This window comes from Acinetobacter sp. ESL0695, from assembly GCF_029392135.1.
Taxonomy (GTDB): domain Bacteria; phylum Pseudomonadota; class Gammaproteobacteria; order Pseudomonadales; family Moraxellaceae; genus Acinetobacter; species Acinetobacter pollinis.
Genome location: NZ_CP113932.1, coordinates 2,302,473 through 2,321,796, shown reverse-complemented (window position 1 = coordinate 2,321,796; position 19,324 = coordinate 2,302,473). Strand labels below are relative to the sequence as shown.

Below are 19,324 nucleotides of genomic sequence, written 5' to 3'. Positions count from 1 at the left end.
CTGTAAATCAATCATTGATGTTACGTTTACATCAATTGAATAATTAATACGTTCTTAAACTGGAGTTAGCTGGCATTATGGAAAAGATATGGTTTGATGAATACAAGCGAACGGGTATTCAAAACGAGATCAAATTGCCACCTGAAAATACTTCTTTAATTGATTTATTTGAAGAAAGTTTTCAAAAATTTGGCTCGCGTGATGCATTTATCTTTATGGATAAAAAGCTAACTTATACAGATCTTGAGTTAGAAAGCCGAAAGTTTGCTTGCTATTTACAAAGCTTAGGGTTAAAAAAGGGCTCACGTGTTGCGATTATGATGCCAAACGTTCTGCAATATCCTGTTGCCAGCTTAGGGATACTACGTGCAGGATGCATCTTGGTCAATGTGAATCCCTTGTATACATCAAGAGAGTTAGAGCATCAGCTAAACGATGCAGGTGCTGAAACACTCATTATTCTTGAAAACTTTGCGTCAGTATATGAGAAAATTATTGGTCATACTCCAGTGAAGCATGTGGTTGTTGCCTCTGTTGGCGATATGCTTGGTTTAGTAAAAGGTACAGTGGTTAATTTTGTATTACGTACGGTGCGTAAGCAAATTCCTAAATGGCATATTTCAGGACATATCTCATTTAATACCGCGCTTAATCAGGTGAACCCAAATCAATATAAGCGTCCTTCACTGAATTTAGATGATACCTTTATTTTACAATATACAGGTGGTACGACTGGTGTATCTAAAGGTGCAGAGCTAACACACCGAAATTTAGCTGCAAATATGCTTCAGATTCGAAATTTATTTGAAAGTAAATTTCGTACAGTAGAAAAACCAGAGTATCGCTTTTTAGCTGCCTTACCGCTATATCATATTTTTGCCTTTACGATTTGTGAGCTTTATGGTCTATGCCAAGGTGCAACTAACTTACTTATTCCAAATCCAAGAGATTTACCTGCATTGGTGAAGGAAATTGCTAAGTTTAAACCGACATTTTTTCCAGCAGTAAACACGCTATTTAATGCGCTTGTACACAATGACGAGTTTAAACAACTTGATCATAGTCAGATGCAAATAGCAGTTGGTGGGGGTATGGCTGTTTTGCCTTCGACTGCTGAAGCATGGAAAAAATATACCGGAATTATTATTCATGAAGGGTATGGATTGTCAGAAACATCACCTGCTGTTGTTTTTAATCCACCAGTTTCAGAAGAGTTTACGGGAACAATTGGTATTCCATTACCGACTACAGACATCGCAATTTTAGATGACGATGGTAAAGAAGTAGCTTTAGGAGAGCAGGGTGAAATTTGTATCCGTGGTCCTCAAGTTATGAAAGGGTATTGGAATCGTCCCGATGAAACAGAAAAAGTGATGACCAAAGATGGCTTTTTCCGCTCTGGTGACATTGGTGTGATGGACGAGCGTGGATATATTAAAATTGTGGATCGTAAAAAAGACATGATTTTGGTGTCTGGTTTTAATGTTTATCCAAACGAAATTGAAGAAGTTATTGCACAGCATCCAAAAGTATTAGAGGTAGCTGCTGTAGGTGTGCCAGATGAGCGCTCAGGTGAAGTGCCTAAACTGTTTGTGGTTAAAAAGGATAACTCACTGACGACCGAAGAGTTGTTGGCATATGCAAAAGCAAATCTAACAGGTTACAAACGTCCACGTTTTGTTGAGTTTATGGATGAGTTGCCTAAATCGAATGTGGGTAAAATTTTACGTAAAGATTTACGTAAACAAGGATAAATATAAAAAAGACCGATTTATCGGTCTTTTTTTATTAAACTTTGCTGCATGACCTGATCTAGATAGGGGCGTGCAACATGAAAAATAATTGTAAATATAAGCATGGTAAAAGCTTGCATTTCAAGCTTATTTAATACCAGTGTGCCATAGCTCAAATAGTTGTCTATACAGCAATACACCACAATAATTGCTAGCCACAATGAAATAGACCAGCGTTTAATACCAACTGCAATCAATGCAAACGTAAGTACAATAATCGTTCCTAAGGTTGAAAACCATGTCCAGTTTGCACAGATCATGCTAATTAAGAAGGCAACAATAGGAAGAACAATCATTAAAATACGATCAAGCTTTTTTTTGGCAAGCTGATGTTGATCTAGTGCTTTTAATAACTCTTGTTGGTCAGATTGTGACATTCAAATCTCATAAAACAGATATATTCACCACTATATTACTAGAGATTTTTAGTTTTTGTTGCCTCTAACGTACCCACAAGTTATTTTTAATTGGTTTTGCAAAGAGGGCGAGCACAAACACAAAAGATACTTCAATTGAAAAAGCCCAATAAATATGACCAAGCATTTCACTGGTTAATTCATAGGTATTCAAATTCCATAACCAACCTTTTACATTACTGTCATATGCAGGGTATCTAAATCCGAGTGCAGGTATTAAAAAACCGTGCATTACTACCGTAATAACAATACCGTATAAAGCACCATAAAATGTACGAATTTTAGGAAAATAAGCTGCAAGAAAAATATAAACAAAAGCAAAGATAAAACTAAAAACCCAATGGTAAAGTGTTACAGCACCACTAATAGTAGTTCCCTGATAAATATAGTCCAAGCTATGTGCATTAATACCAAATGGTTTTAGCCATGCATTAATATGCGCAGCAGGCGGAGAAATTTCACCTGCAATACGTGGCGGCATATTTACTTCAGAGCCCCATTTGACAAGAGAGCTAATAAATCCTGCGACCAGTGTACCTAAAGCCAATATTCTGAGGTTGATGCGATTCCATATCATAATAATTTCCCTATTATTATTGCTTTTGTTTCATAATATCTGACATAAATGTTCTAGTAAAATACTTTACGACATGATTTAGTATTTATTATGATTAAACAATATAGAAGTGAAGAGGGGATTTCATGCAGAGCATAAGTGGCATTGTTTATTTAATTTTAGTTGCATGTCTATTGCCTTATGCTTTTTCAATGATTGCAAAAGTGGCAGGTGGGTTTACCTTTAAAGATAATCAAAATCCTCGCCAGTTTCTATCTCAGACACAAGGAATAGCAGCACGAGCAAACGCTGTACAACAAAACAGTTTCGAAAATTTACCTTTATTTATTGCAGCGATTTTAATGGCTGAATATATGGTCATTGACCAACATGTGGTGATGATTTTAGGGATTGCATATATTGTTTTACGTGTTCTTTATGGAATTTGTTATTTGGCCAATTGGAGTAGTTTAAGATCAATCATGTGGTTCTTGTCTCTATGTTGCCCAATCTACTTGCTTATATTGGTTATTCGCCTAACTTAGGTCAATAATATTGGGAATGATACATATCGCAAAAACGCTTTTTGTATCAATTTAATATAAAATGTATAATTGATAAAGAACCAATCGTAAATACAAGAGTATTGAAATGAGTTATAACAATATCCCTGCGGGTAAAGACGCACCAAACGATATTTATGTTGTTATTGAAATTCCTGCAAATGCAGCACCTATCAAATATGAAGTAGACAAAGATTCTGATGCATTATTTGTAGACCGTTTCATGGCAACTACAATGTTCTATCCTGCAAACTACGGTTATGTACCAAATACACTTTCAGAAGATGGTGATCCTTTAGACGTATTGGTTGTAACACCTCATCCAGTAGAACCAGGTTCAGTGATTCGTTGTCGTCCTGTTGGTAAATTGAATATGGAAGATGATGGTGGAATTGATGCAAAATTAGTTGCTGTTCCTCATGAAAAATTATCTGCACTCTATTCAGATATTCAAGAATATACAGATTTACCAAAATTATTAATTAGTCAAATTGAGCACTTCTTTGCACATTATAAAGATTTAGAACCTGGAAAATGGGTAAAAATCTCTGGTTGGGAAGGTGCAGATGTAGCTAAAGCTGAAATTGTAAAAGCAATTGCTGCAGCAAAATAATTAGATTTTTTAATCAAATAAAAAAAGCCTTCATAGAAGGCTTTTTTTATATTCCACCTTTTAAGTGTGATTTTTATCAATCAATTAAATAATATCGTGATTTTAATACATTTTTATTATATAAAAATATAGAATTATAAATACACTAGAAGACTTATTTTTATATGGCAATTGTAGCCATCTGACGGTGTAATTAAATGAATAAACTTTTTTTAGTGGGTCTATTTCTACTCGGGTCTGCTCACATAAATATAGTACAAGCAGGAAACATTGGCGATATTACTGTAAAAACAGCAATCAGTAATTATAATTTAACGATGCGACAAGTATGGTCTATGCATTGGTCACCTGCATTTAATAAGTGTAGAGCAAACTATCCTCAAACGAAGTCTGTCCAATTACAGCGTTTCGTTTTAAATGAACAAATGTCTCCTGCAAATCTTTTTAGTTTGTGGACTTGCCGAGATACAAAATAACTTTAATAAAAAAACGCCTAATGTATAACATTAGGCGCTTGGCAATCGTATCTAAAATAAAATTAGAAGTTGATTGGATATTCTAGGTATAAACGCCATTCATTTGTGTTTCCTGCATAGTCGTTATAACTTGCATTTGCACGGTAAGTAGAGTTACGTACTTTAAAGCTTAAGTTTTTAGCAAAACCACTTTGAACGGTATATTTGACTTGGTTGAAAATTTCACGCTCTTTAGCATCGTCTGTTTTACCCGCTACATGAATGTTCCAACCATATACATATGCAGTTGTCCATGTTAAGCCAGGAACGCCTAATGAACCAAAGTCTAAAGAGTACATTGCTTGTAATGATTTCTCATGATTACCATTGAAGTCAGAGTAATATGAGTTCGGTAGCCAAATTGACATACCACCATCACCTACAATGTTATAGTCGTAGCCGACATCACCTGTGCTTTGTTGGTATGAAAGCATACCTGTATGTGCGCCTTTGTTATAAGTTGCAGATGTTGCCCAAATATTATTTTTCTTTTCTGTATTATATGGGCCTGTAGGGAACGAAAGAATACGCTCTTTAGGGTTGTCTGAGTCTAAGCTAGCATCATATTTAGTATGGTAACCGCTTAAATCAAATGTTAAAGAACTATCAGACTCAAGTGGTAGTTTATAGTTCACATTTAGGTAGTGACGCTGTAGGGCATCTTTAAATACTGCACCGTAGTATGAACCTTGTAAGTTTTCATCAAACTTATATTTTGCACCCCAAACATCAGCGCGTTTTAAGTGATTACCATCGGTATTAATTTGGTTTGAATATTGGTCTTTTGTGAAGTGACCATAGACAAGCTCTAAATCTTTAATTTCATGACTTGTAACTAACGTCCCTGTGAAGTATTCAGGAAGTAAGCGTAGATCATTACTTGACAGTACTGGTAGTTGTAAGAACTGTGTACCATATACAACGGTTGTATTTGAAATACGTGCTTTTACGTTTACGCCACCACGTGCCCAAATATCTTTTTGTCCATCTTTGTAGAGCATTTGGTTACCAGCATGTGCATTTTCACCAAGTTTAAATGCAAAATCACCAAGTGCACCCACACCAAAACCTACAGTACCTTGTGTAAAGCCCGAATCGAACTTACCGATTACACCTTGGCCCCATGAGCTTTTATCATGTTGACCATTTGATAGGTCACGATAGATCCATCCATTTCGGAGGAGAATAGAGCCTTTTGCATCTTCAACAAAACCTTTTGATTCGCTTTGTTCGCTTGCATGTGTCACTGTTGAAAGCAAAGTCGCTTGAACGATAAATGCGAGTGCGAGTTTCTTGTGTATTTTTGGCATGTGTACTTTCCCCAAGGAGGTGAACTGTAATTTGGAGCTAATCAAACACAGTGGTTTAACAAAAGACCAACTAATCTATAATAAAAAAAACCACAATTGCAAATTTATTTACCGTACATCATATATAAAATGCGGATTTACTAAGTGTTTTTTCCGATATTGATCTTTCTAATGTCATTCTACACTGTATCTATCGATAAAATAATTAGCAAAAAGTATACCAATTTCCATAATTCTGAAAAACTTGTTAAAGTGAAAAAGTAAAAATTAAACAAAATTTTTATAAATACGATTCACTCATTCGATGTTCAGGGGGAAACATGTTTCAAAAAATTCTAATCGCTACCAGTATTTTCACGATGTCTGGTCTAACATGCGCTTCAGAAAATGGACTACAGCCCTATGGTCTAAGTTTTTCAGGAAGTGTTGGTTTAACATCAGATTATCGCTTTCGTGGACAAACACAGACCCAGAATGATCCAGCATTGCAAGGAACTTTTACCCTAGCTCACGATTCGGGTATGTATTTTAGTGTTTTTGCTTCTAATGTTGATTTTGGTACAAATAATCCGAATATAGAATTAGATCCATCTGTTGGTTACACTACAAAGTTACCCCTTTCGGCAACGTTACAACCTAATTTGGATGTGGGTTTAGCATACTATAATTATCCAAGCGGTCATGACCTTAATTATCCTGAATTATATGCACGTCTTACTTTTGCAGATCTTTTTGCGAAAGGTGATAGCTTAATACCTAGTATTTCTTATAGTCATAATTATGGTGGGAATCTTACAAAGGATGCATATCAGCACCGTATTAATAATTGGAATTTTAATCTTGCTTATAGTGTACCTATTAAAGAAACAGGGTTTGGTTTAGTCAGTAGTCTTGGATATAGTAAATCTGATCGAGAAATCGGATTGTATGGTAATGATGATAATTACATCGATTGGAAAGCTGGGCTCACTTATAACGTTCAGGCAATTTCAGGTTTAGTTGCAGAGTTAAGTGCTGTCGGTACAAATATCGATACTACCGGCTATGATCATGTGACTAAACGTGGTGTAGATACAGGAGCGGTATTTAGTATAACAAAATCATTTTAAAGTAAAAAAAGCACCTTTTAGGTGCTTTTTTTATGGAAAAGGACTACGGTATGACAGCGCTTCAGTTAAATGAGATGAATTTATACTTGATGTACCGTCTAAGTCGGCAATTGTACGCGCAAGTCTTAAAATTCGATGATAGCTTCTCGCAGAGAGGCTCAACTTTTTTTGAGCAAGTTCGAGAATTTTCTGACCAGTAGCATCAAGTGATGCATACGTTTGAAGTTCACTGGTCGAAAGTGCATGATTTTGCTTATTTTGTCGTTTTAACTGTTTAGTATGCGCTGCAATAACGCGGTTTCTCACTGTTTCAGAACTTTCAGGTACCGCATTGGATTGTAGGTCGTGAGAGGATAGTGGTGGAACATCAATGTGTAAATCTATACGGTCAAGCATAGGCCCTGAAATCTTGCTCTGATAGCGTCTAATCGTTTCTGGACTACACTGACAACGAGCATCTTGATGAAATGCGTAACCACAGGGGCAAGGGTTCATCGCTGCAATGAGTTGAAAATGAGCAGGAAAAGTGGTTTGCCTTGAAGCACGAGAAATTGTAACTTGTTTTTCTTCAATAGGTTGACGTAAGGCTTCAATGACTTTTCGGTCAAATTCAGGAAGCTCATCTAAAAATAATACTCCTAGATGTGCAAGTGTAATTTCACCAGGTTGAGGCGATGAACCACCTCCCACCAATGCAATACTTGAAGCCGAATGGTGAGGTGCACGAAAAGGGCGCATACCCCAAGTATAACTTTGTTTTGCAACAGAATATATACTAGCTACCTCTAATATATCTTGTGCATTAAGGGGAGGTAAAATACTAGGAAGTCTTGAGGCCAATAGCGTTTTTCCTGTACCAGGAGGACCTCTAAACAGTAAAGAATGCCCACCTGCGGCAGCAATTTCTAAGGCTCTGCGAGGTCTAAGTTGACCTTTCACATCTTTTAAATCAAGCATTGATTTTAATGAATAATATTCTTCTTGATTTGAGTCGTACACTGACATTGAAGAACCATGATTAAAATGATCACATACTGCTTTTAAACTACTCGCTGTATATATTTTTAATTCATTTAATCGGCTGGCTTCTTGTGCATTTTGTTCAGGAAGAATTAGAGCACGTTTTGATTGCTGACATGCAATTGCAATAGTAATTGCACTAGAAACGGGTCTAAGTTGACCATCTAAAGAAAGTTCACCAATAAATTCATAATTTTCGGATTCTATTGGTGAAATTTGCCCAGAGGCTATGAGAATTCCCAGCGCGATTGCAAGATCTAATCTTGCACTGTCTTTGGGTAAATCTGCAGGTGCAAGATTAATGGTTAATCTTTTGGTTGGAAAGGTAAAACCACTATTAATAATTGCTGAGCGTACACGGTCTTTACTTTCCCGTACAGCAGCTGCGGGAAGTCCTACAATAGTCAGGGAGGGTAAACCTTGACTTAGATGGACTTCAACTTCAATGCATGGTGCAGAAATACCAAGAACACCACGACTGTAAACTTTAGCGAACGACATTTTGAACCAAATTGGTGCTTTACATTAGAGATAAAATAACTAATTGTGCACTTTTATTGTGCATTTTTAGAGATGGCATGCTCCAATACAGAGATCTGCTCATTTAATTGATCAATACGTTCATTTGCTTGAGTTAATGCATGCTGATGTCGTGTGAGTTCTTCTTTCGATACGAGATCCATTTTATGAATAGCCTCATTGAGTAATGCACGTAAATGATGCTCTAAATCTGCTTTAGGTTGTTCTATCTGAGACAAAATAGATTGAATTAACTGTTCTTTCATAAAAAACTCGGTTTTGGCTATAAAAATGTAAATTTTTTTAGAATTGCTTCACTATTCTAAAGCATTCATTTCATATTCAATAAACTTTAACAGTAGCTTGAATGTAAAGCATTTAAAATAAATTCTTAATGCTTGAGTTTTCATCAGATTAATTCAATTTTGGCATGAAAATTGAACATAAAAAATGAACCATAATGAAATAATCTGAAGGAATATAAACATGAAGCTTGTAACAGCAATTGTAAAACCATTTAAGTTAGATGATGTTCGTGAGGCACTTTCAGAAATTGGTGTGCAGGGGATTACTGTAACAGAGGTGAAAGGTTTTGGACGTCAAAAGGGGCATACCGAGCTTTATCGTGGTGCAGAATACGTTGTAGATTTTCTTCCAAAAGTAAAAATTGAAATTGCTATTAGCGATGAAATGGTCGATAGCGTTATTGAGTCGATTACACGTGTGGCAAGTACTGGAAAAATTGGTGATGGTAAAATTTTTGTCACTACTTTAGAGCAAGTCATTCGTATTCGTACGGGCGAAACAGGTCCAGATGCAGTTTAGTCTTGGCACAAAGATTGCTAAGAGCTGATTAACTTGCATGAGTATGGGGTAGGGAATATGAAAAAAATTATCATGGCACTGAGTCTGACCAGTGCGCTTCTAAGTGGTGCACCAGCATGGGCAGAAGATACAGCATCTGCACCATCTCAAACCGTGGTTGTTTCTCAGGCTGCAGATCATTCGGCAAGTACGTCTACACCTGCCCCTCAACCTGCTCCCGCACCTGTAGCAACACCTAAATTAGATACAGGTGATACAGCGTGGGTACTTATTTCAACGGCATTGGTATTGCTGATGACCATTCCCGGCATTGCGCTTTTCTATGGCGGTATGGTGCGTAAGAAAAATGTCTTGGGCATCATGGCACATAGTTTAATGGCAACAGCATTGGTCAGCGTTGTATGGGTTGCAGTAGGCTATAGCTTGGCATTCGATGCAGGTAATGCTTTTATTGGTGGCTTCAGTAAGGCAATGCTTTCTGGCATTGGTTTAGATACCTTACAAGGTACAATTCCTGAAGTTTTATTTGTAATTTTTCAGATGACCTTTGCCATTATTACCGTTGCTATCATTAGTGGTTCAGTCGCTGAACGAATGAAATTTGGTGCATTTGTTGCGTTCACAACGCTGTGGATTCTTATTGTTTATGCACCAATTGCGCATTGGGTTTGGGGCGGTGGCTGGTTGGCAGCTGATGGTGCATTAGATTTTGCTGGTGGTACGGTTGTTCATATCAACTCAGGTGTAGCAGGTCTTGTTGCTGCATATATGTTAGGTAAACGTGTTGGTTTTGGTAAAGAATCTATGGCACCACATAACTTAACACTTACAGTTATTGGTGCAGGCCTCCTTTGGGTAGGGTGGTTTGGTTTTAATGGTGGTTCAGCTTTGGGTGCAAACGGTGGCGCAGCTTATGCTTTAGTGACAACTCAAGTGGCAGCAGCAGCAGCAGCACTTTCTTGGTCTTTAATTGAAAAGCTAATTCGTGGTAAAACCTCTGTATTAGGTATTGCATCTGGTGGTGTTGCAGGTCTTGTGGTGATTACACCTGCCGCAGGTTATGTGACCGTTGGCGGTTCACTTATTATGGGTTTACTTGGTGGTCTGATTTGTTTCTGGGGAACAACAGCACTCAAACGTTTCTTAAAAGCAGATGATTCACTTGACGCTTTTGGTTTACATGCAGTCGGTGGTATTGCAGGCGCAATTTTAACAGGTGTATTTGCAAGCTCATTCATTATGGGCGATAAAGCACCTACGAATTTGCTCCATCAGGTATGGGTACAAAGCCAAGGTGTATTAGCAACAATCGCTTATAGTGCAATTTGTACATTCATTATTCTTAAAATTATTGATGTAGTGATTGGCATTCGTGTACCCCATGACGATGAACGTATGGGACTCGATTTAAGCCAACACGGCGAACGTATTGAGTAATCCGATTTAGATCAAAATAGCCTCTATATGGGGCTATTTTTTATTTTAGACACAACATTTAGTATCTGTCAGTTTTTTGATACACTAGAGAAAAATAAATTGGCAGATAGAATTTAAAATGCATTGTCCATTTTGTAATGTTCCTGACAGTAAAGTGATTGATTCTCGACTTGCAGCCGAAGGACGTCAGATTCGCCGTCGTCGAGAGTGTGTCGGATGCGCAGAGCGTTTTACTACATTTGAAACATATGAAGTGGTAATGCCTCGCGTCATTAAATCAAATGGGAAAAATGAACCGTTTGATGAAGCAAAACTTCGTCGTTCCTTAATGCATGCATTACAAAAGCGCCCTGTTACACAAGAGAAAATAGAGGCGGTGTTGAGTGATATTCAGCAAACATTACGTCGTTTAGGTGAGCGAGATGTAAGTTCATTGCGCATTGGTGAAATTGTCATGAAAGCGTTATTTGTATTAGATCATGTGGCATATGTACGCTTTGCATCTGTATATCAAGACTTTCAAGACGTAGAAGCATTTAGAAAACAGATTGAACAAATGCAACAAATGCAAAAAGAGCGCCAATCATGAATACGCTATTTTCACAACAAGACCAAGTATATATGCGTCAAGCCATTGAGCTGGCAAAAAAAGCAATTTATTCGACCAAGCCAAACCCAAATGTAGGGTGTGTTATTGTAAAAAATGGTGAAGTCATTGGACAAGGATTTCACCCAAAAGCTGGACAACCTCATGCAGAAGTATTTGCTTTACGTGAGGCAGGGCATTTATCTGAAGGTGCAACAGCATATGTCACCTTAGAACCATGTGCCCATTATGGTCGTACACCCCCATGTGCAGAAGCATTGGTAAAAGCAGGTGTGAAACAAGTATATATTGCCAATACAGATCCTAATCCGCTTGTTGCAGGCAAAGGTATTTCAATTTTAGAAGCAGCAGGCATACAGGTTAATACAGGACTTTGTGCAGAAGAAGCTAAAATACTAAACGAAGGCTTCTTAAAAAAAATGGCAACGGGAATGCCATACGTTAGACTAAAAGTAGCTTCAAGTCTAGATGGCCGCACTGCTATGGCTTCAGGTGAGTCAAAATGGATTACGGGACAAGAGGCTCGTCAAGACGTTCAGCATTGGCGTGCAATCTCAGGTGCTGTAATCACGGGTATTGAAACGGTATTGGCAGATGATTGCCAATTGAATGTACGCCAGTTAGAAAATATTGAACGAGATGCAATTGTACAGCCCAAAAGAATTGTATTAGATCGTCAAGGGCGTTTACCTTTAACTGCAAAAATTTTAGAGAATCCAGAAGATACATGGGTAATGACACCGTATCGTCAGGAGTTGGCAGATTTAGGTGTTCTTCAGTTTGAGGTTCAACCGCTCAATACTTTATTAAGAGTGCTTGCGCAGAAACATCATATTCATGATGTACTTGTCGAAACAGGTGCAACGCTTTCGACCAGCTTTTTAACTGAAAAATTGGTTGATGAAATGATACATTATGTTGCACCAACATTATTGGGCCAGTCAGCGCGAGCGATGTTCCAAGCTAATTTTTCAATGTTGGCACAGCAACAACGTTTTACTGTGAAAGATATTACTCAATTGGGTGATGACTTCCGCTTAAGGTTGATACCAGTACAAGAGTCATTATGAGTTCAGAAACGACGGTTTATCATAAGCGCCGACATGCGGCACGAACAACAGATGAATACTTGTTCCATCAATTGGTTCCTTATTTAGGCAATAAACGCCGTTTACTTCATCTCATTTTAGAAGCACTGGAAATGACAGGCACGCTAAATACCGATGGTAAAAAAAAGCGTGCGCCCATTTTTGCAGATTTTTTTGCAGGTAGTGGTGTGGTTTCGAGGTTGGCGCGTCAAAATGGTTATCGTGTTATTGCAAATGATTGGGAGCCGTACAGTCATGCACTGAATCATGCAGTTCTTTCTTGTGTTGAAGCTCCTGCCTTTAAAGAATTAGGTGGATATCAAAAAGCGATTGATTACTTAAATCGTTTACCTTTAGCGAAAGGTTGGGTGACTCATAATTTATGCCCACGTAACGACGAAGAATATGATCCTGCGCGCGATCGTTTATTTTTTAAACGTAGAAATGGTATGCGTATCGATGCAATTCGTCAGCAAATTGCAACATGGCAGGCAGAAGGTGCAATTGATGATGTGGAAATGAGTGCTTTATTAGCACCACTTCTATATTCAGCCAGCTTTGTGAGTAATACCAGTGGCGTGTTTAAGAGTTTTCACCATGGTTGGGGTGGAAAAACACAGACGGCACTTGAACGGATTGAGTCACTTTTGTGGTTAACCCCCAGTCGTTTTTGTGAAATTGGTCGTCCGAATCAGGCTGCTGCTGAAATGTGGTGTGTAGATGCACAGCACCTTGCAAATCAAATGAGCGATTTTGAAGTTGATGTGGCTTATTTAGATCCACCATATAATCAGCATGCATATAGTAGTAATTATCATGTTTTAAATTCGCTCACGTTATGGGATCAAACAGATTTACCATCTCCAGATACGAAAGGTTTTAAAAGTGGTATAGATCGGGCATGGCGCAAAGAGCGTCCGAGCTTATATAACTCTTCAAAATATGCCAAAGAGGCCTATGAAAAGTTACTTGCTACGGTAAATGCACGTTTTATCTTAACGAGCTATTCGACGGATGGAAATATTTCGGCAACCGATTTGCTCAAAGCAAATTTAGAACGTGGCAAAGTCACGTTACTCACACAAGATGTACCACGGTATCGCGTGAGTAAACAGCGTCAGTCTGAGCGCGCACGTGTACTTGAATTTATTGTTATTACAGATACAAAGGCCAAATCTGGCCCACCACTGAGACAACTACTCGGACAACTTTACCATTATGCCGAGTTAGGTGGTGTAGATACGACAGGTGTAAGCTCTCAGTTGGCATTATGGTAAAAGGAAGATAACCATGTTTACAGGTATTATTGAAAGTGTTGGGCAAGTGAAAAGCTTGCAAAATGTGGGTGGAGATATTCGTTTAACAGTAGGTACAGACATAGACATGTCTGATGTTCACCTAGGTGACTCGATTGCAACCAATGGTATCTGTTTAACGGTAACAGCTTGGGGCGATCACTGGTATTCGGCTGACGTTTCACGTGAAAGCTTAGACCGTACAACTCTAGGACGTTGGAAAGTTGGACAGCCATTAAATATTGAAAAAGCGATGTTACCTACAACGCGCTTTGGCGGACATATTGTGAGCGGTCATGTCGATGCAATTGGTGAAATTACGCTCATGCGTCATGATGCACGATCATTGTATTTTGAAGTGACGGCACCAAAAGAAATTGCAAAGTACTTAGCAGAAAAAGGCTCGATCACTGTTGATGGTATTAGTCTAACAATTAACCACTTAAATGGTTGTGTGCTTAGTCTAAATTTAATTCCACATACTGCCGAGCGAACTAATATTTCAACATGGCAAGTAGGTACAGCAGTCAATTTAGAAGTAGATATCCTAGCACGCTATATGGAGCGTTTACTTTTAGGTGATCGTGCGGCAATTGGAAAAGAAGATTCGAAAATTAGTATGGAATTTCTTGCGGATCATGGGTTTTTAAAATAAAGAATTCGGCATTATGCCGAATTCTTGGTTTTATTTTCTTCTAGTAAAATTTTAACTTCTTCTTCGGCTGCTTGTTGTAAGTTTTGGTTGAAGCTTTCTACTGATTTTTGAATGTGTTCAATCAGTCCTTCCGCTTCAAGTTCAAGACGTAATTGAATATTTTCAATAACCTGTTGTAGCTGTACATGATTCAGTTTTAATGCTTTGTCAGAGGTTTGAGATGAAGCAGAAGCAAAACTCTGTTTTTGGTAACGACTACTATATGACTTGGTTTCAGTGTTCAGTTTATTTTGTAAAGATTTTAATTGCTCCACTTGCGATTGTTCTTGCAAGCGCTCATCAAGCTGTAAGTTTTTGAGATATTCATCTTCAGCTTTTCTTTGTTTGAAAATTTTATTTTCAAGACGTTTTTGCTCGCGACAACGAGCATCTTCGATCATTTGTGCTTTAAGTACTTCATAGGCGTGTTGAATTTTTTGTTCAGAAGTCGTTTGAGCAAGTTCGTCTGATGCCTTCCATTCGTCAATATCACTTTCAGGTGTAAGGAGCTCACAGATGCGTGAGAGGTCATCAATATAGGTTTGTCGTGCAGCCTGCGGTGTATTTAACCAACGGGTTTTAAAGTCTTCACCAATATCTAATGCCACCAATTTAACTCCTCATGACAAATATTTTTTATAGTTTAAATGTTCTTGGTTCAATACCAAGTTGACGATACTGCTTAAATTTATCTCGGCCTGTTATTTTAGAGGCTTCTGTATTTTCGACAATCTCAATAATGTGTTTAAACGTATCTTTAACAGCAATCACATCATCACTAAAATTAAAAATAATCCATTCACCTTCGGTAGGTAAGTTTCCTGAAATGCATACTTGTCCTGTGGTTTCATCTATACCATGGGTAATAAAACTTGTAGGATCAAAAGACCAAAGTAAATCGTCTAAAGTATGTTGTAATTCTTTCGATGGACAATACCACCATAGTTTTGGTGTGGTTTTTAAAACTTTACGTGCCAAACGACAAGCACTTTGTACTTGTCGTTCAACGCTTTTTTCAAAAAGATAAAAGCTAATAGCTGTCATTATTTCACGCGGTTTGCAATAAATTGAGTCAAAAGTGGTACTGGACGACCTGTCGCTCCTTTGTTTGCGCCTGAAAGCCAAGCAGTACCTGCAACGTCCAGATGTGCCCAACGGTATTCACGTGTGAAACGCTGTAAGAAACATGCTGCTGTAATTGAACCACCTTGTGGACCACCAATATTTGCAATATCTGCAAAAGGTGAGTCTAGTAACTCTTGGTAGTCATCAATTACAGGCATACGCCAAACACGGTCAAAGCTTTGCTCACCGGCTTGTTGTAAGTCTTGTACCAAAGCATCATCTGGTGAAAATAAACCTGTAAGGACTTTACCAAGTGCAACGACACAAGCACCTGTTAAGGTGGCAATATCAATCACTAATTCTGGATTAAAGCGTTTGACATAAGTGAGTGTATCGCAAAGTACAAGGCGACCTTCTGCATCTGTATTTAAAATTTCTACAGTTTGGCCATCCATCGTTTTAACAATGTCGCCCGGACGAGTAGCTTTACCTGATGGCATATTTTCAGCAGCAGCAATCGCACCTACCACATGAATTGGCAGTTTTGCTTCACAAAGTGCACGTAACGTACCAAATACAGAAGCTGCGCCACACATGTCAAATTTCATTTCATCCATACCTGCACCCGGCTTGAGGGAAATGCCACCTGTATCGAAAGTTACACCTTTACCTACAAGTACAACAGGTGCTTCTTCGCGTTGTGCATTATATTCAAGTGTAATAATACGGCCCGGACGTTCAGAACCTTTGCTGACTGCAAGGAATGAATGCATACCAAGTTCTGCCATGTCAGCTTCATCTAGTACAGTTACTTTAAGCTGTTCTGGGAATTCTTTTGCTAAATCAAGTGCAACTTGTGCTAAGTATTCTGGATAGCAAATATTACCCGGACGGTTACCTAAATCTCTTGCCAATGTTTGGCCATTTTGAATTGCTTGAATAAGTTCGATTTGTTGTACTGAGAGCGTTGTCCCTTCAAGCTGAAGTGTTTCAAGAACTTGTTGATGTTTATTCGATTTGAATTCATCGAAATGATAATTGGCCTGTGTTAAGGCAAGTGCAAATGTATAATGGTACTGCTCAGGTAACGCGGTTAAATTTACTGTAATTTGAGAATAGTTTTTCTGCGCAATTTTAATAATGTTTTGTGCAATTTTTGCTATTTTACTACCACTAAGGTTTGCAGGATTGTCTAAACCGATTAAAGTAATGCTTGGATAGGCTTCACTGTGTCCAATGAGTGGCAAAGTTTCATTCAATTGCGCTTTAAAATTTGCATTTTGAATGATTTGATTAAAGTTTTCGAGTGATGCAACATTCGCTTGCTCAATGTTTTGTGCATTTACAAGAGAAAATAGAACTGAATGCGCGTCTTGAGATTGTTTTAAAGTAAGTTTCATACGCTTGCAAAACCTTGTCATAGAGGGTTAATTGTTAGAACAACTTCTATCATCATACTAAGCCAATTTGCCCTTATGGGTATAGAGGCTTTTACTAAAAGTCAAAAGATTGATTTAAAACAAGGTCGAACAGCACTTATTTCAGAAAATCTTTGTTTTATTATAGAGGAAACAAAGGGGAAGGCATCTGATGAGAGGTTATTTATTCTGTGTATTCGGTTAAACTAGCAACATATTTAATTTTCAATGTAAAAATGGAAGTGTCCTTTTGATTATTCGACGTTATCTTGTGAAGCAAGTCGTGTCGACTTCCGTGGTTGTCGTGGCTTTATTAACCTTAATTATGATGGGTGGTCGACTCATTAAGTATTTTGGTGTGGCGGCACAAGGTCGTTTAGATGCCAGTGTTTTATTTAGTATTATTGGCTATCGACTTCCTGAGTTTTTAACACTCATTTTACCATTAGGCTTTTTTATTGGCTTAATGTTGGTGTTTGGGCGTTTGTATACAGACAATGAAATGGCTGTGCTCAATAGTAGTGGTTTAAGTCGTAACCATTTGGCACGCTTACTTATTCCCATGACAGCAGGTGTTATGGCAATACAAATTGCACTGATGGTCTGGGTTGGGCCTTGGGGTGTTTACAAGTTTGAGCAATTAACCAGTGCGCAAGCAGTGAGAACGGGCTTTGACCTCGTTAGACCTAAAGAATTTGTATCTTCTGGCCCCTATACGATTTATGCAAGTGATTTGTCTGAAGATCGAAAAAATTTAAAAGATGTCATCTTTTATCAACGCTCAGAACAAGACAATAAGCCCGATTTAATTATTCTTGCGCGTGAAGCAAAACGTGTTGAAATTCCAAATGATACAGCCAATGTAGTTGATTTATTGGATGGTCGCCGTTATGAGATTTATCAAGGACAGCCACGTTATTCGCAAGCTGAATTTAAAAGCTATCGTTTACGTATAGAAAATGACAAAGAGTCATCGATTGGGAGCAGTGCGATTAACGCCGTGACCATTGGGAAACTTTGGGCAAAAAGAGATGATTCAGTCGTTCAAAGTGAGTTAGGTTGGCGTGTTTTTGGTCCGTGGGTCATTGTTATTGCACTAATGCTTGCCACAGCTTTGTCTGAAGTGAATCCGCGTCAAGGACGTTACTATAAGTTACTGCCTGCAATTCTTATTTTTGCAAGTTTAATTGTATTAATGATGGCGGTTCGAACACGTGTATCACGTGGTGATCTCAGTGTTTGGTTGTATCCTATTGTACTTGTTGCTTATGGTGTGATTACCTTTATTTTCTTGCGTAATCCGAATTTAACACCAAGACTTAAACAGAAATTGAGTAGATGAGGTCTATAAATGTTCGCACGTAGTATTATCGCTAAACATGTGACCTCTACAACAGCGCTTGCCATGCTTGGAGCAACCGCCGTGTTAACACTGTTACAAGGCTTGTTTACATATCTTGCAGAGTTGAGTGCATTAAAGCATGGTTATAATGCACTACAGGCATTGCAATATGTGCTTTGGAATACCCCAGCTTTTCTCTATAAAATTTTACCTATTTCTGCATTAATTGGTGCGGTTATTGGTTTAGGTACGCTTGCATCAAACAGCGAACTGGTCGTGATGCGTTCGATTGGTGTAAGCCTATGGCGTATTGTTGGTTGGGTAGTTCGCTCAGCACTCATTTTGGTGGTTTTGGCATTTGCTTTAAGTGAGTGGGTCATTCCTCATACTAACGAAAGGGCAGATAGTCTAAAGAAGCATCAGAGTATTTCCTCTCTTGGCGAAGTACGTGGATACTGGACAAGGGAAGCACAACGTTTCATTTATATTAATTATGCAAATTCTGAGGGTGAGCTAAAAGGGATTCAAATCTTAGATTTTGATAACAACTACCATCTTAGACAAACTTTGAACGCTGAGGGTGGGCATTTTCAAAAAAATGGTCAGTGGCAGTTAAATGATGTAACGCAAATGACTGTACAAGACGATGGTCGAGCAGTAGAGCAACATTTAGCAACATCAGAGATTGCACTTGCACTACAGCCAAAATATGTGCACATGGTAACCATAGATCCTGAAGATCTATCACCAAGTCAGTTGGTTTCATTTATAAGATATTTATCTGATTATAGTCAGGTTCCAAAGTCTTACCAGCTCGCATTTTGGCAGAAAGTAGGCATGCCTTTTTCTCTTATTGCATTGGTTATTATCGCGTGTTCATTTATTTTTGGACCACTACGCCAACAATCTATGGGTTTTCGTTTGGTTATTGCATTATTTACAGGGCTTGGTTTTTACTATATTCAAGACTTTTTTGGGTATGCCAGCTTAGTTTATAACGCATCACCTGCGTGGTTTGTGTTTACCCCAATTGTACTTATTTTTATTGCAGGTGGGTACTTGCTCAATAGAGCAAAATAAGAAAAAAAGGTTGTATATGCTTTGTAGCTTACAACCTTGGTAACATAGTCGCTTGTTTA

General features: G+C 38.1%; 21 protein-coding genes. 13 read left to right on the top strand and 8 right to left on the bottom strand.

Features of this window, described 5'->3' with window-relative positions; translation table 11 throughout:
- The first annotated feature begins 77 nt into the window (after window positions 1-77).
- Window positions 78-1,754 carry an AMP-binding protein gene (locus tag OZX61_RS11175; protein ID WP_195771534.1) on the top strand — a complete coding sequence of 559 codons (1,677 nt, stop codon included), beginning with the start codon at window positions 78-80 and terminating at the stop codon, window positions 1,752-1,754.
- A 17-nt stretch (window positions 1,755-1,771) separates the two neighbouring features.
- Here the strand turns inward: OZX61_RS11175 and OZX61_RS11170 are convergent, their stop codons facing one another.
- Both OZX61_RS11170 and OZX61_RS11165 read right to left on the bottom strand, forming a co-directional pair.
- Window positions 1,772-2,170 (bottom strand): hypothetical protein, encoded by a 399-nt coding sequence (locus OZX61_RS11170; RefSeq protein ID WP_277094817.1) that lies wholly within the window; start codon window positions 2,168-2,170, stop codon window positions 1,772-1,774.
- Between the two features lie 64 nt (window positions 2,171-2,234).
- Window positions 2,235-2,786 (bottom strand): DUF1440 domain-containing protein, encoded by a 552-nt coding sequence (locus tag OZX61_RS11165; protein WP_277094816.1) that lies wholly within the window; start codon window positions 2,784-2,786, stop codon window positions 2,235-2,237.
- Window positions 2,787-2,911: 125 nt separating this feature from the next.
- On the opposite strand from OZX61_RS11165, the gene OZX61_RS11160 reads away from it, so the two are divergent.
- The 3 genes from OZX61_RS11160 to OZX61_RS11150 all read left to right on the top strand — a co-directional run bounded on the left by OZX61_RS11160 (window position 2,912) and on the right by OZX61_RS11150 (window position 4,417).
- On the top strand, window positions 2,912-3,310 hold the full coding sequence (locus OZX61_RS11160; RefSeq protein WP_195771537.1) for an MAPEG family protein: 399 nt from the start codon (window positions 2,912-2,914) through the stop codon (window positions 3,308-3,310).
- Window positions 3,311-3,416: 106 nt separating this feature from the next.
- Window positions 3,417-3,941 carry an inorganic diphosphatase gene (gene ppa / locus OZX61_RS11155; RefSeq protein WP_195771538.1) on the top strand — a complete coding sequence of 175 codons (525 nt, stop codon included), beginning with the start codon at window positions 3,417-3,419 and terminating at the stop codon, window positions 3,939-3,941.
- Window positions 3,942-4,138: 197 nt separating this feature from the next.
- Window positions 4,139-4,417 carry a hypothetical protein gene (locus OZX61_RS11150; protein ID WP_277094815.1) on the top strand — a complete coding sequence of 93 codons (279 nt, stop codon included), beginning with the start codon at window positions 4,139-4,141 and terminating at the stop codon, window positions 4,415-4,417.
- Window positions 4,418-4,479: 62 nt separating this feature from the next.
- On the opposite strand, the gene OZX61_RS11145 is transcribed toward OZX61_RS11150, so the two are convergent.
- Window positions 4,480-5,766: an OprD family outer membrane porin gene (locus OZX61_RS11145; RefSeq protein ID WP_277094814.1), complete on the bottom strand. Its 1,287-nt coding sequence runs from the start codon at window positions 5,764-5,766 to the stop codon at window positions 4,480-4,482.
- A 320-nt stretch (window positions 5,767-6,086) separates the two neighbouring features.
- Between OZX61_RS11145 and OZX61_RS11140 the strand changes: the two genes are divergently transcribed.
- On the top strand, window positions 6,087-6,875 hold the full coding sequence (locus OZX61_RS11140) for a TorF family putative porin (RefSeq protein WP_195771541.1): 789 nt from the start codon (window positions 6,087-6,089) through the stop codon (window positions 6,873-6,875).
- A 30-nt stretch (window positions 6,876-6,905) separates the two neighbouring features.
- Here the strand turns inward: OZX61_RS11140 and OZX61_RS11135 are convergent, their stop codons facing one another.
- On the bottom strand, window positions 6,906-8,396 hold the full coding sequence (locus tag OZX61_RS11135) for a YifB family Mg chelatase-like AAA ATPase (protein WP_277094813.1): 1,491 nt from the start codon (window positions 8,394-8,396) through the stop codon (window positions 6,906-6,908).
- A gap of 53 nt (window positions 8,397-8,449) precedes the next feature.
- Window positions 8,450-8,680, bottom strand: a complete 231-nt coding sequence (locus tag OZX61_RS11130) for an accessory factor UbiK family protein (protein WP_195771543.1) — start codon at window positions 8,678-8,680, stop codon at window positions 8,450-8,452.
- A 220-nt stretch (window positions 8,681-8,900) separates the two neighbouring features.
- Between OZX61_RS11130 and glnK the strand changes: the two genes are divergently transcribed.
- The 6 genes from glnK to OZX61_RS11100 all read left to right on the top strand — a co-directional run bounded on the left by glnK (window position 8,901) and on the right by OZX61_RS11100 (window position 14,321).
- Window positions 8,901-9,239, top strand: coding sequence for a P-II family nitrogen regulator (gene glnK / locus OZX61_RS11125; RefSeq protein ID WP_023273577.1), 339 nt, complete (start codon window positions 8,901-8,903; stop codon window positions 9,237-9,239).
- 57 nt (window positions 9,240-9,296) lie between these two features.
- Window positions 9,297-10,676, top strand: coding sequence for an ammonium transporter (locus OZX61_RS11120; RefSeq protein ID WP_277094812.1), 1,380 nt, complete (start codon window positions 9,297-9,299; stop codon window positions 10,674-10,676).
- 118 nt (window positions 10,677-10,794) lie between these two features.
- Window positions 10,795-11,265 (top strand): transcriptional regulator NrdR, encoded by a 471-nt coding sequence (gene nrdR / locus OZX61_RS11115; RefSeq protein WP_195771545.1) that lies wholly within the window; start codon window positions 10,795-10,797, stop codon window positions 11,263-11,265.
- The gene (gene ribD, locus OZX61_RS11110; RefSeq protein ID WP_277094811.1) at window positions 11,262-12,353 is read left to right on the top strand and encodes a bifunctional diaminohydroxyphosphoribosylaminopyrimidine deaminase/5-amino-6-(5-phosphoribosylamino)uracil reductase RibD; all 1,092 of its coding nucleotides are present in this window, start codon (window positions 11,262-11,264) and stop codon (window positions 12,351-12,353) included. The genes nrdR and ribD overlap by 4 nt, the downstream gene beginning before the upstream one ends.
- A complete protein-coding gene (locus OZX61_RS11105) occupies window positions 12,350-13,648 on the top strand; it encodes a DNA adenine methylase (RefSeq protein WP_195771547.1) in 1,299 nt (432 codons plus the stop codon). Before ribD ends, OZX61_RS11105 begins: the two co-directional genes overlap by 4 nt.
- A 13-nt stretch (window positions 13,649-13,661) precedes the next feature.
- Window positions 13,662-14,321 (top strand): riboflavin synthase, encoded by a 660-nt coding sequence (locus OZX61_RS11100; RefSeq protein WP_277094810.1) that lies wholly within the window; start codon window positions 13,662-13,664, stop codon window positions 14,319-14,321.
- Between the two features lie 11 nt (window positions 14,322-14,332).
- Here the strand turns inward: OZX61_RS11100 and OZX61_RS11095 are convergent, their stop codons facing one another.
- The 3 genes from OZX61_RS11095 to OZX61_RS11085 are packed head-to-tail and all read right to left on the bottom strand — an operon-like array spanning window position 14,333 to window position 16,825.
- Window positions 14,333-14,968 carry a hypothetical protein gene (locus OZX61_RS11095; RefSeq protein ID WP_277094809.1) on the bottom strand — a complete coding sequence of 212 codons (636 nt, stop codon included), beginning with the start codon at window positions 14,966-14,968 and terminating at the stop codon, window positions 14,333-14,335.
- A 28-nt stretch (window positions 14,969-14,996) separates the two neighbouring features.
- On the bottom strand, window positions 14,997-15,404 hold the full coding sequence (locus tag OZX61_RS11090) for a DNA polymerase III subunit chi (RefSeq protein WP_277094808.1): 408 nt from the start codon (window positions 15,402-15,404) through the stop codon (window positions 14,997-14,999).
- Window positions 15,404-16,825: a leucyl aminopeptidase gene (locus OZX61_RS11085; protein ID WP_277094807.1), complete on the bottom strand. Its 1,422-nt coding sequence runs from the start codon at window positions 16,823-16,825 to the stop codon at window positions 15,404-15,406. The genes OZX61_RS11090 and OZX61_RS11085 overlap by 1 nt, the downstream gene beginning before the upstream one ends.
- 268 nt (window positions 16,826-17,093) lie before the next feature.
- On the opposite strand from OZX61_RS11085, the gene lptF reads away from it, so the two are divergent.
- Both lptF and lptG read left to right on the top strand, forming a co-directional pair.
- Window positions 17,094-18,185: an LPS export ABC transporter permease LptF gene (gene lptF / locus OZX61_RS11080; RefSeq protein ID WP_195771552.1), complete on the top strand. Its 1,092-nt coding sequence runs from the start codon at window positions 17,094-17,096 to the stop codon at window positions 18,183-18,185.
- A 9-nt stretch (window positions 18,186-18,194) separates the two neighbouring features.
- The gene (gene lptG / locus OZX61_RS11075) at window positions 18,195-19,265 is read left to right on the top strand and encodes an LPS export ABC transporter permease LptG (RefSeq protein WP_277094806.1); all 1,071 of its coding nucleotides are present in this window, start codon (window positions 18,195-18,197) and stop codon (window positions 19,263-19,265) included.
- Window positions 19,266-19,324: the final 59 nt, after the last annotated feature.

Excerpts from the sequence above, each read along its gene's own strand:
- OZX61_RS11145 (WP_277094814.1), bottom strand. The coding sequence starts at position 5,766 with ATGCCAAAAATACACAAGAAACTCGCACTCGCATTTATCGTTCAAGCG.
- ribD (WP_277094811.1), top strand. The coding sequence starts at position 11,262 with ATGAATACGCTATTTTCACAACAAGACCAAGTATATATGCGTCAAGCC.
- OZX61_RS11160 (WP_195771537.1), top strand. The coding sequence starts at position 2,912 with ATGCAGAGCATAAGTGGCATTGTTTATTTAATTTTAGTTGCATGTCTA.
- OZX61_RS11090 (WP_277094808.1), bottom strand. The coding sequence starts at position 15,404 with ATGACAGCTATTAGCTTTTATCTTTTTGAAAAAAGCGTTGAACGACAA.
- OZX61_RS11165 (WP_277094816.1), bottom strand. The coding sequence starts at position 2,786 with ATGATATGGAATCGCATCAACCTCAGAATATTGGCTTTAGGTACACTG.
- OZX61_RS11120 (WP_277094812.1), top strand. The coding sequence starts at position 9,297 with ATGAAAAAAATTATCATGGCACTGAGTCTGACCAGTGCGCTTCTAAGT.
- OZX61_RS11130 (WP_195771543.1), bottom strand. The coding sequence starts at position 8,680 with ATGAAAGAACAGTTAATTCAATCTATTTTGTCTCAGATAGAACAACCT.
- OZX61_RS11085 (WP_277094807.1), bottom strand. The coding sequence starts at position 16,825 with ATGAAACTTACTTTAAAACAATCTCAAGACGCGCATTCAGTTCTATTT.
- OZX61_RS11105 (WP_195771547.1), top strand. The coding sequence starts at position 12,350 with ATGAGTTCAGAAACGACGGTTTATCATAAGCGCCGACATGCGGCACGA.
- OZX61_RS11100 (WP_277094810.1), top strand. The coding sequence starts at position 13,662 with ATGTTTACAGGTATTATTGAAAGTGTTGGGCAAGTGAAAAGCTTGCAA.
- OZX61_RS11170 (WP_277094817.1), bottom strand. The coding sequence starts at position 2,170 with ATGTCACAATCTGACCAACAAGAGTTATTAAAAGCACTAGATCAACAT.
- ppa (WP_195771538.1), top strand. The coding sequence starts at position 3,417 with ATGAGTTATAACAATATCCCTGCGGGTAAAGACGCACCAAACGATATT.
- OZX61_RS11135 (WP_277094813.1), bottom strand. The coding sequence starts at position 8,396 with ATGTCGTTCGCTAAAGTTTACAGTCGTGGTGTTCTTGGTATTTCTGCA.
- OZX61_RS11140 (WP_195771541.1), top strand. The coding sequence starts at position 6,087 with ATGTTTCAAAAAATTCTAATCGCTACCAGTATTTTCACGATGTCTGGT.
- OZX61_RS11150 (WP_277094815.1), top strand. The coding sequence starts at position 4,139 with ATGAATAAACTTTTTTTAGTGGGTCTATTTCTACTCGGGTCTGCTCAC.
- OZX61_RS11175 (WP_195771534.1), top strand. The coding sequence starts at position 78 with ATGGAAAAGATATGGTTTGATGAATACAAGCGAACGGGTATTCAAAAC.
- lptG (WP_277094806.1), top strand. The coding sequence starts at position 18,195 with ATGTTCGCACGTAGTATTATCGCTAAACATGTGACCTCTACAACAGCG.
- glnK (WP_023273577.1), top strand. The coding sequence starts at position 8,901 with ATGAAGCTTGTAACAGCAATTGTAAAACCATTTAAGTTAGATGATGTT.
- nrdR (WP_195771545.1), top strand. The coding sequence starts at position 10,795 with ATGCATTGTCCATTTTGTAATGTTCCTGACAGTAAAGTGATTGATTCT.